Source organism: Acidisoma sp. S159 (genome assembly GCF_009766125.1).
GTDB lineage: Bacteria > Pseudomonadota > Alphaproteobacteria > Acetobacterales > Acetobacteraceae > Acidisoma.
Genome location: NZ_LMUG01000048.1, coordinates 115,774 through 127,366, shown reverse-complemented (window position 1 = coordinate 127,366; position 11,593 = coordinate 115,774). Strand labels below are relative to the sequence as shown.

General features: G+C 66.2%; 6 protein-coding genes. 4 read left to right on the top strand and 2 right to left on the bottom strand.

Translation table 11 applies throughout. From position 1 onward, the window contains the following. The first annotated feature begins 29 nt into the window (after positions 1 to 29). The 4 genes from bcsQ to bcsD are packed head-to-tail and all read left to right on the top strand — an operon-like array spanning position 30 to position 9,664. Entirely contained in the window at positions 30 to 821 is a 792-nt protein-coding gene (bcsQ, locus tag GSQ92_RS15620; protein ID WP_159013668.1) for a cellulose biosynthesis protein BcsQ, read from the top strand. A 25-nt stretch (positions 822 to 846) separates the two neighbouring features. Beyond that, a complete protein-coding gene (bcsA, locus tag GSQ92_RS15615) occupies positions 847 to 5,448 on the top strand; it encodes a UDP-forming cellulose synthase catalytic subunit (protein WP_159013667.1) in 4,602 nt (1,533 codons plus the stop codon). A gap of 1 nt (position 5,449) precedes the next feature. Then, entirely contained in the window at positions 5,450 to 9,214 is a 3,765-nt protein-coding gene (locus GSQ92_RS15610; protein WP_158802662.1) for a cellulose biosynthesis protein BcsC, read from the top strand. A gap of 15 nt (positions 9,215 to 9,229) precedes the next feature. Next, a complete protein-coding gene (gene bcsD, locus GSQ92_RS15605; protein WP_158802663.1) occupies positions 9,230 to 9,664 on the top strand; it encodes a cellulose biosynthesis protein BcsD in 435 nt (144 codons plus the stop codon). Positions 9,665 to 9,790: 126 nt separating this feature from the next. On the opposite strand, the gene GSQ92_RS15600 is transcribed toward bcsD, so the two are convergent. Together GSQ92_RS15600 and GSQ92_RS15595 are read right to left on the bottom strand one after the other, a co-directional pair. Further along, complete coding sequence (locus GSQ92_RS15600; RefSeq protein WP_158802664.1) at positions 9,791 to 10,747, bottom strand: acetyl-CoA carboxylase carboxyltransferase subunit alpha; 957 nt, start codon at positions 10,745 to 10,747, stop codon at positions 9,791 to 9,793. Positions 10,748 to 10,797: 50 nt separating this feature from the next. Further along, a complete protein-coding gene (locus GSQ92_RS15595; protein ID WP_158802665.1) occupies positions 10,798 to 11,589 on the bottom strand; it encodes an ABC transporter ATP-binding protein in 792 nt (263 codons plus the stop codon). Positions 11,590 to 11,593: the final 4 nt, after the last annotated feature.

The following is an 11,593-nucleotide window of genomic DNA, read 5'->3' as shown; positions in this document are numbered from 1 at the left end:
GCACGCCCACGCCGGATGAGACCCGCGTTTTGCCGCTGATCGTATTCGCCTCGCCGAAGGGCGGCGTTGGCAAAACCACCCTCGCGGCCAATACGGCGCATGAATTGGCCCGCCGCGGCCATCGCGTGATCGTGGCCGATGTCGATCCGCAGAACGCCCTTGGCATGCATTTCGGCGCCGATCCCTATGAGCGCGCCGGCTTCATCACCACGCTGACGGAGAGCAACGACGCTCGCCGGGTCTGGCAGGGCGCATTGCAAACGACCGCTTCGGGCGTGGGGTTGCTGCCGCATGGCCATGCGAGCTTTGCGCAAGCCATCGAGATCGGCGGCGCCTTGTCGCAAAAGCCGGAGCTGCTCGCGGCACCTTTCCGCGACATCCTCCAGGATCCCGAGACGATCGTGATCGTCGATACGCCGCCCGGTCCCGGCCCGGCGCTGACGGCGATCACCAGCCTTGCCGATATGATCGTCGTGGTGCTGCTCGCGGACGCGGCCTCGATCGTCCAAATTCCGAAGATCGAGGGTGACGGGATGTATGCCGATGCCGAGGGCGTCCGGCTGTCGCCTGAACGGTTCGGATTCGTAATAAATCAGATCGACATGCGAAGCCGCCTTTCCCGCGCCGCGGCCGAGGCGGCCAGCCGCCATCTCGGCGACCGCCTGCTCGGCAGCGTCTATCGCGATGAGCATGTGCCGGAAGCACTGGCGCGCCAGTCGGGCGTCAACGGCTACGCCCCAGCCAGCAAGGCGGCGCAAGACATCGCGGCGATTACCACTCGCATCGAGGCTGCAGCGACCAGTTCAGCGGATACAACATGATGACGCTCTTCGGATCGGATTGCCCATGCCGAGCGACCTGACAGGCAAGGTCGGGGGCTATGCCGCGCTCTTTGTCGGCGTGGTCTTGTTGTTCGCGATGGCGACGGTGCCGCTCAGCATCGGCCAGCAGGCGACGGTGGGTGTATCGACGGCGATCATCTTCCTGATCGCCAATCGCTTCACCGACAAGCGGGTGACGCTGTTCCTGTCGATCCTCTCGCTCGCCATGTCGCTGCGCTACATCTATTGGCGCGCCACCGAGACGCTGACCTTCCAGACCATTCCGCAAATGCTGCTCGGCTCGCTGCTGGTCATCGCCGAGTTCTATGCTGTCGTCGTGCTGGTGATCGGCTATTTCCAGACCGCGATGCCGCTGAACCGCAAGCCGGTCCCGCTGCCGGCTGATCAAGCGGAATGGCCGACCATCGACGTCTATATCCCGACCTACAATGAATCGATGGCGGTGGTGCGCGCCACCATCCTGGGCTGCCGCATGCTGGATTGGCCGGCGGATAAGCTGCGGGTTTATTTGCTCGATGACGGCAAGCGTGCGGAGTTCAAGAAGTTCGCGGCCGAATGCGGCATTGGCTACATCACGCGCACCAACAACTTCCACGCCAAGGCCGGCAATCTCAACCATGCGATGTCGGTGACCAAAGGCGAGTTCATCGCGATCTTCGATTGCGACCATATTCCTGTGCGCGCCTTCCTGCAGCTCACCGTCGGCTGGCTGGTGCGCGAGAAGAAGCTCGCGATGGTGCAGACGCCGCATCACTTCTATTCGCCCGACCCGTTCCAGCGGAATCTCGCGGCCGGCACCCGCGTGCCGCCGGAAGGCAATATGTTCTACGGCCTGCTGCAGGACGGCAACGACTACTGGGACGCGACCTTCTTCTGCGGCTCCTGCGCGGTAATCCGGCGCGAGGCGCTCAACAGCATCGGCGGCTTCGCGACCGAGACGGTGACCGAAGATGCCCATACGATGCTCAAGCTGCATCGCCGTGGCTGGAGCTCGGCTTTCCTCGCGCTGCCTCTCGCGGCCGGGCTGGCGACCGAGCGCCTGATCCTGCATCTCGGCCAGCGTATTCGCTGGGCGCGCGGAATGCTGCAGATCTTTCGGCTGGACAATCCGCTGCTTGGGCCGGGCCTGAATATCGGCCAGCGGCTCTGCTACCTCAACGCGATGGTGCATTTCTTCTTCGGCATCCCGCGCGTCGTGTTCCTGCTGTCGCCGCTGGCCTATCTGCTGCTGTTCCAGAACATGATCGCCGCCTCGCCCTTCGCCATCGTTGCTTATGCCCTGCCGCATATCTTCCACTCGGTCGCCACCAGTTCGCGCATTCAGCACAACTGGCGCCACTCCTTCTGGAGCGAGATTTACGAGACCGTGCTGGCGATGTTCCTGGTGCGTGTGACGCTGGTCACGCTGATCAGCCCGCGGCGCGGCAAGTTCAACGTGACGGAAAAGGGCGGCGTGCTGGCGCGCGGCTATTTCGACCTGCGCGCGGTCTATCCGAACATCATCCTCGGACTGTTCCTGATCCTCGGCATGGCGCGTGGCGTTTACAGCATGTCGTTCCAGACCACGACGACGCTGGTTTTCCAGGCGCTGCTGCTCAACACGATCTGGGCGGGGATCAGCCTGCTCATCATCCTCGCGGCGCTCGCGGTCGGGCGCGAGAAGCAGCAGCTTCGCGCCCATGCCCGCGTGCGCGTGAAACTTCCGATCATCGTCCATCTCGCGGATGGCCGTGTGCTGACCGGCGAGATGCAGAACATTTCGCAGAGCGGCGCGCGCGCCGTGATCGAACGGCCCGAGGATGTTCCCGAAGGCTCGGACATGCTTATCGAAGTGCCGCTGCCCAGCGGTGCCGCCCTCATCCCATCGCGCATCCTGCGCTGGCAGGCCCGCGACATGCTGATGAATTTCGAGCCCAAAACTCTCGCCGACGAATCCGCCATCATCCAATGCGTCTTCGGCCGCGCGGACGCCTGGCTCGACTGGTCCGATTATCCGAAGGATCAGCCCCTGGTCAGCCTGTGGCGCGTGCTTGTAAGCATCGGTGGACTGTTCCGGCCGCCCGATGTCCAGATGGCGACCCCGGCGGAGCGCGAGGCGGCGGCGGAGGCGGTGCGCGCGGCATTGGCGCGCAAGAACGTCGGCCTTTCCGCCAACCAGCCGCCGCCCGAGGAGGGAGAATTCGTCGAGACCGAGGACGATTTGCCATTGCGGCAGATCGCCACCGCCGCCGTGGTGGCGATGCTGCTGGTGCTGCTGCCGATCGCCGCGAAGGCGCAGAGCGCGTCCGGGCAGACCACAATCGTCCGGCCGATGCCGCAGTCCCTGGCCCCCACCGACCAGAGCGGCCCTGGCAGCGTGCCATTACCGACGATCGGCATTCCTTCGGAGCCGCCCGGCACGGGAACCCCTCCTGGCGTGGCGCCTAACCAGGCGGCGGCGGCCGGAGCGGGCAGCACCGATGCCTCGGGATCGGTTGCGTCGGGCGTCGTGGAGCAGGATGCCTTCACCCTCAAGCAACTCGGCGCCACCAGCCAGATCGCGCTGCGCGGCACGAGCCCGCTACAGGGCGTGGAATTCGGCATTCGCGGCGACGAGGTGGTGACGAACGCGACGCTCACCCTGTCGGGCGCGATGTCGCCGTCACTACTGCCGGATCTCAGCAACATCACCGTGACGCTGAACGACCAATATGTCGGCACGATCCCGGTCAATCCGTCGCAGCCGAATTTCTCGGTAACGCTGCCGGTCAATCCGGTGTTTTTCCAATCCGCGAACCACATAAATTTCCGTCTTACCGGCGCCTATACGCGTAACTGCAACGACATGCTGAGCGGCCTCATCTGGGGCACCGTCTATAACAGCTCGAGCCTGTCGATGACCCTGCAGCATTTGCCACCGCAGCGCGACCTCAGCCAATTGCCCTTGCCCTTCTTCGACAAGCACGACAATCGCGCGCTGCTGCTGCCCTTCGTGCTGCCGGCGAATGCCGATGACGACACGCTGAGGGCCGCCGCCATTACCGCCTCCTGGTTTGGCGAACTCGCCGATTTCCGTGGCGCGAGCTTCCCGGTTTCGACCACTCCGCCGCATGGCGATGCCGTGATGATCGTGAGCAATGGCAATGGCGGGGCGATCCCCGGTCTGCCGCCGATCCAGGGACCCGGCATCGCTGTGGTGCCGAATCCCTCGGATCCGGATGGCTCGATCCTGGTGATCTCGGGACGCAGCGGCGCCGAAGCGGCGCAGGCGGCGACGGTACTCTCGCTCGGCCATCGCACGCTCGGCGGCACCGCGGCGACCGTCGATCCGCCGGTGGTGCCGGCGCGCGTGGCCTATGACGCGCCAGCCTGGATTCCGCAGGACCGCGCGGTGCGGCTCGGCGAACTAACCGACGCGCGCAACCTCAACGGCGTCGGCTACGACAATATGATCTCGGTGGCTTTCCGCACCTCGCCGGATTTGTACACGTGGCGCCAGCGCGGCTTCCCGCTCAATGTCGCGTTCCGCGCGCCGCCCGGCCCGATCGAGAATTTGCAAGTCTCGCGCTTGGATATCGGCATCAACGGTATCTACCTCAACACCACGCCGCTGGCGGGCGCCGTCTCCTATGCCTGGTGGCGCGATTGGATTCCGGTGTTCGGCGCGGTCGGTCCATATCACAGGGCCTATATCCCGCCCTACGATGTGTTCGGCGACAATGCGCTGCAGTTCTTCTTCGACACGCGGCCGCTGGATCGCGGGGCTTGCGGCGCGACGCCGCAGGATCCGCAGATGGGGATCGATCCCAATTCCACGATCAGCCTCGCGCGCGGCTATCATTTCGCCGAGATGCCGAACCTCGCTTATTTCGTGAGCGCGGGCTTCCCGTTCTCCCGCATGGCGGATCTTTCGCAGACGAGTGTGGTGCTGCCGGATTCGCCCGACAGCGGCGAGACCAGTGCTTTCCTGCGCCTGATGGGGCGGTTCGGATACCTCACGGGATATCCGGTGCTACAAGTCGCGGTCGCGCGTCCCGAGGAGGAAGCGTCGCTGCAAACCCGCGATGTTCTGGTGATCGGCACGGTCGCGCATCTCGGCAGCCTGACCGATATCCTGCGTAATGTTCCTGTGACGATCGATAACGGGCAACTCGGCGTGAAGATCGGCCAGGATCTCGGCACGATCTTCCGCGTGTTCAGCAGCCGCCAGGCAACCGACCGGCGCAAGGCGGCGGCGGCACTGACCGCCGGCACAACGCAGGACACCGCCTTCCTCACCGGCGGCGAATCACCCTGGACACACGGCAAGTCGGTCGTCGCTTTGCTCGCCGGTACGCCGCAGGGGCTGGACAACGTCATTTCGTCTTTCCGTGACCCCACCTTGAACCCTCTCATTCAAGGCGATTTCAGCATCGTCTCGGCGAAGCAAATCTCGTCCTATCGGATCGCGCATACCTACACGGTCGGCTGGCTGCCATTCTGGCTATTGCCGAGCTGGTGGCTGCGCGGTTCGCCCGGCACCATCGTGGTGGTGATGATCATCGGCTGCGTCATCCTGACGATCGCGCTTCACTCCGCGCTCAGCAGCCGGGCCCGTGGACGGCTCGGCTCCAAAGGGGACCACTGAGATGGGCAAAAGGTCGCGCACCGCCTGCCTCGCCGCGCTTTCGGCCTTCGCGCCGGGCGCGGCCATCGCGCAGCAGCAACCCCAGCCGGCCGCGACCACCGCGCCACCAACCACGGCGCCCGCGACGGCGCCCGGCAATACGGCGCTGAGCATACTGCTGCGTCAGGCCTCGTATTGGCGCGACCAGAACAATCCGCCGCGGGCCGAGGAAGCGGCACGGCGCGCGCTGCTGCTGTCACCGAACAATGTTCAAGCGCTGGGCATTCTCGTGCAGGTGCAGGCCAATGCGGGCGACGAGGCCGCCGCGCAGCAGACCTTGAACACGCTGCGACAAGCTCACCCGAACGATCCCTCGATCTATGCCGCCGAACAGGCGGTGAAGGTCGGCGCCATCAATCCGCAAGCCCTGGCCGCCGCGCGAAGCCTGGCGAAAGAGGGCCAGACCAGCCAGGCGGTCAGCGCCTATCATCAGATCTTCAATGGCGCGTCACCGCCGGACTCGCTGTCGGTCGAATATTACCAGACCCTCGCGGGCGCGCAGAACGGCTACAACCCAGCGCTCTCGGGCCTCGCCGCCGCCGCGACGCGCGATCCGAACAACCTGCGCGCCCAGCTCGCCTATGCGCAGACGCTGACCTACCGGGAGGATACCCGCATGCAGGGCATCTCCCGCCTGTCGATCCTCGCGCGCGATCCGCAGATTGGCGTGCAGGCGCAGACGAGCTGGCGGCAGGCGGTGGCCTGGCTGCCGGCGGATAAAAACTCCATTCCGGCGATCCAAGCCTATCAGACGCGCTATCCCAATGACCCCGGCATCGCCACCTTGCTCGCCGCCGCCGAGGCACCGCCGAAGCTGACGCCGGGCGCCCAGGCTGAGGCGGATGGCTTCACCGCGCTGCGTGCAAATCAGCTCGATGACGCCGAGCAGTATTTCCAGAAGGCGCTGGCCGCCAATCCGCAGGATGCCTCTGCCACCGGCGGCATCGGTCTCGTCATGCTGCGGCGCGGGCGCTCGGCGGAGGCGGCGACGCTGTTCAACCGAGCGATTGCCATGGACCCCGCCCAGGCGCCGCAGTGGCAACAGGCGCTGGAGGGTGCCAAACAGGCCCAAGCCGGTGCCGCGCTGGGCGGCCAATACGCCGCCGCAGCCAATGCCAATGCGCGCGGCGATCTGCCGGCGGCGGAACGCGCCTATCGCGCGCTCCTCGCCCGCCAGCCCGGCAATTCCGGGATCAAGATGGCGCTCGCCGGCGTCCTGGCGCGAGAAGGCAACCAGTCCGAGGCCCAGCAACTGCTGACCGAGGTCGAGCAGTCGGGCAATGGGCGGCTCTCGGACCAGGCGCGCGCCCAGCTCCTCAGCCAGCAGGCCGCGACGATGACCGATACCGCTGGCCAGATCGCGCTCTACCGTTCGGCCGTCGCCTCCGACCCGTCGAGCCCCTGGCTGCGGCTCGACCTCGCGCGGGCTCTGGTCAAGAACGGCCAGCCCACCGAGGCGCAACAGACGATGGCGACGGTGACGGACGTGCCGCGTCCGGGCAACGAGGCGTTGCAGGCGGGCATCATCTTCGCGAGCGAGACAAACAACAGCGCCGAGGCCACGTCGCTCATCAGCCAGTTGCCGGTCCGGCGGCGGACGCCGCAGATGCAGGCGATAGTTGCCCAGGCGCAGGTGCAGGGACAGATCGCGACAGCGCTTTCCATCGCCTCGACCGATCCAGGCGCCGCGCGGCAGCAGCTCTTCTCCCTTGCCGCCCAGCGCGACCCGACAGGCGGCCGGGGCCTCGCGGTGGCGCAGGCTTTCATCAAACTGTCCGATCCCGCCGATGCGCGGGCCGCCATTCAGACAGCGGCGGCTGCCAATCCGACGGCATCGAACGAGGCGCGGCTGTCCTGGGCGCAGGGCCTGCTCGCCGCGGGGGATACGGCTGGCGCGAGCCTCATGGTGTCGCCGTTGCAAACGGCTTCGCTCACACCGCAGCAAAGCGAAAGCCTGACAGGCTTGCAGCGCGGCATCGCGATCCGCAGCTCGGACGCGCTCAACAATGCCGGCCGCACCGCCGACGCCTACGACCAGCTTTCCCCCGCGCTGATGAACAGCCCCGACGACCCGGCGCTGAACGCGGCACTGGCGCGGCTGTATCAGACCTCCGACGATCCCAAGAAGGCGCTGGCGATCAACGAGCAGATCCTGGCACGCGATCCGACCAATGTCGATGCGCGGCGCGGCGCGGTCGCCGCCGCGATCCAGGCGCAGGACTATGTCCGCGCCTCTCGCCTGGTCGAGGACAGCATTACCGCCTCGCCCAATGATCCGCAGAACTGGATCCTGGCGGCCGATATCGCCCAGGCGCGCGGGCTCAACCAGGATGCGCTGCACGACCTTCGGCAGGCACGGGCATTGCGGCAGCAGCAGCTTGGCTTCAGCCAGAGCGCGATGGCGTCACCCTTCCTCGTCGCATCGAACGGCCCGGTTTCGGCGCCGCTCGGCGCGGTCTCCAACAACCCGTTTCGCAATTCCCCGGATAGCGGCTCGATCGGCGGCGGCGGTGGCAATATGCTTTCGGGCACCGGACTGGTGTCCAGCGGCACGACGACAAGTTTCGCGACCGCGGCGCCGAGTTCCACCGACCCGATGCTCGCCAGCATCGACACCCGCATCACCGCGATCAAGATGGATGTCGCGCCGCAGATCGCCGCCTCGCCGGAATATCAGCAGCGCTCGGGCAGTGAGGGTCTCGATCAGTTGGAGACCTTCTCGGTGCCGCTGGAGGCGAGCTTCTCACCTGGCGGCGTCGGGCGGCTCACGCTGACCGCGACGCCGACCTATCTGAGCGCCGGCTCGGTCGGCACCAATCTGGCGGCAAGCCAGCAATTCGGCAGCTCAGTGCTCGGCGGTCCCGCACCGGGAACACAGACGGCGACGGGCGTCGGCTTCGGCGTGGCCTATAAGGCCGACTGGCTGGCGGCCGATGTCGGCACCACGCCGCTTGGTTTTCGGGTGACAAACGTGATCGGCGGCATCGAGGTGGCGCCGCAGCTTTCGAGCCAGGTCATCCTGCGCCTGACCGCCGAACGGCGCGCGGTAACGGACAGCCTGCTCTCCTACGGCGGCACCGAGGACCCGGGGACCGGCGATACCTGGGGCGGCGTGACCCGCACGCGGGTTCACGGCCAGCTCGAATTTAACCCTGGCGTTGCGAATTTCTATGCCGGCGGCGGTTACAACTGGCTGAACGGCGACAATGTGCTGAGCAATACTGAGACCGAACTCGGCGCTGGCGGCAGCTACCCAGTCTACAAGGTTCCGGGGGATGAGGTACGCGTTGGCCTCAACCTGGTCTATTTCGGATACCAGAAGAATCAGGACCACTTCACGCTCGGCTATGGCGGCTATTTCAGCCCGCAGACCTATGTCGCCGCCCTCATCCCGGTGACCTGGACGGCGACGCGCGGCAATCTCGACTATTCGCTCGGCGGTTCGGTCGGCGTGCAGAACTTCAACGCCGATGCCGAGAATGTCTTTCCGAACAATCCGAATCTGCAGTCTCAGGTCGTGACCCTCGCCGCCTCGAATCCGGATATTCAGAGCGTCTATCCGAGCCAGAGCAAATCGGGGGTGATCGGCGGCCTCAACGGTACTTTCGAGTATCATTTGTCGCCGGAACTGGTGGTGGGTGGCACTGCCGGCTACCAGAAATCCGCCGATTGGAACGAGACGACGGCGCTGGGTTTCGCACGTTACACCTTCGCATCGGCGGATTGAGATGGAGTCTTCGCGATGAGTGTCGGGTTGCGGGATTGGCGGCCATTCCTCCGCGCCCTGGCGGAGGAGATCGACGCCGTCGCGGGCCCCACCGGCCGCGACGCGCTTCTGCGCCGTACGGGTCTGCGGATGGCGGCGCTGTGTCCGCTACCCGCAAGCACCTCCACCGAGGCGCTGGCGATCGAGATGAACGAGGTGCTGACCGGCGCGGGCTGGGGCAGCGTCGCGATCGAGTTTTCCGAGGCGGAGCGCTGTCTCTACCTCACCCATCGCGGGATGCCCCGCATTGGCGGCGGTGGGACACCGCCGGGCACCTGGCTCGGCAGTGTGCTGGAGGGACTGTACGAGGGCTGGCTCGGTCAGCAGCCGGGCGCCGACACAACACTCAACACGCAGCGGGCGAGTTCCGATTCGAAGGAGACGGTGGTGTTGCGGTACGGGCGGAGCTGAGGCGGGGCTCGCCTAGCAGATGAGGTCAAGGCCCGTTCCCTCGTCATGGCATGCCTTCGCATGCCATGACGGATGATACCTACGATGCCGTGGCAATTGCCCGTCATGCGAATGGTGACGCCTCACCTAACCGACGACGTCTCGCCCCATCGCCAGGAACTTCTCCCGCCGCCGCGCACGCAGCGTCGCCGGGTCGAGTTCGAGGAGCGGACGCAGCGCCTGCTCGATGGCAACACCAACACTCGCGATCATCGTCTCAGGCGCGCGATGCGCGCCGCCCAGCGGCTCCGGAATAACCGCGTCCACCAGATCGAAGCGGCGCAGGTCATCGGCGGTGAGGCGCAGCGCCTCGGCGGCCAAAGGCGCGGAGGCGGCGTCGCGCCATAGGATCGAAGCGCAGCCCTCCGGCGAGATCACCGAATAGATCGCGTGGTCCAGCATCAGCACCCGGTCGGCGCTGGCCAGCGCGATGGCGCCGCCCGAGCCGCCCTCGCCGATCACCGTCGCGACGAAGGGCACCGGCGCATCGAGCCCGGCTTCGATTGCGCGGGCGATGGCCTCGGCCTGGCCGCGCGCCTCGGCATCGATGCCCGGATAGGCGCCGGAAGTATCGACAAAGCTCAGAATGGGCAGGCGAAAACGGCCGGCCAGTTCGATGAGGCGGCGGACCTTGCGGTAGCCCTCGGGCCGCGCGCTGCCGAAATTGTGCTTGATGCGGCTCTCGGTATCCGTGCCCTTTTCGGTCCCGAGCACCATCACCGGGATCTCGCCGAAACGCCCCAGCCCGCCGACGATCGCGGCATCCTCGGCGAAGGCGCGGTCGCCGCCGAGCGGCGTGTAGTCGGTGATCAGAGTACGGATATAGGCGAGCGCGCGCGGCCGGTCGGGATGGCGGGCGACCTGCGTCTTCTGCCATGGCGTGAGCTTGGCATAGAGCGTGCGGAGCTGGCGGTCCGCTTTCTCGGAAAGACGGCCGACTTCATCGGCGATGCTGAGACCCTCGGGCCCGGGCAGACGCCGCAGCTCCTCGATCTTTTCCTCTAGCTCCGCGAGGGGCTTCTCGAAATCTAGGAAGTGACGCATGCGCTGGTGCTTAACTTAAAACGTCACAGGGGCAAATGCCGGCTGACGGGTCAGCTGAGGGCCGTCTCGGGAAAGAGCGCGGGCACTCCCTCACCGATCCCGGAGAAGGCGTCCATCACCTGGTCGACCGGACCGTCTGCCTTCACACGGCCATCCTCTAGCCAGATCACGCGGGAACACCAGGAGCGCACGACGTCGTTGAGATGGGTCGACAGCACAAGAATGTCGGCGCCCCGCACCATGCTTTCCAGCCGCTCGCGCGCCTTGTTGCGGAACGAGGCGTCACCCGCCAGGAACCATTCATCCATCAGCAGCACCTGTGGGCGAATCGCGGTCGCCATTGCAAAGGCCAGGCGCACGATCATGCCGGAGCTGTAAATGCGGACCGGAAGATCGAAGAAATCGCCGAGTTCGGCGAAGACCCGCACGTCTTCCGCGAGTGCCTCGATGCCCGGCCCGTTCATGCGATGATAGCGGCCGCGCAGCGTGACATTTTCGCGGCCGGTGAGCTCCATGTTCATCCCCTGATTGGGGTCGAGCAGGGCGTTCAGCGTGCCTTCGATTCGCACCCTGCCCGCGACAGGCTCGTAGACGCCGGCAAGCGCGCGCAGAAGGGTCGTCTTGCCCGCGCCGTTATGGCCGACCAGGCCAAGCCGTTCCCCGGCGCCGAGGGTGAAGGTGACGTTGCGCAGCGCCTCCACCACCAGCCGGTGCTGGCTGTTCTCCTGCAGCCGGCGGAGGCCCTTGGCGCGTGCCAGCATCGTGCGCTTCAGGCTGCGCGACTGCCCATGATAGAGCGGAAACTGGATGCTGAGATCCTGGACTTCGATGCGGGCGGCCATACCG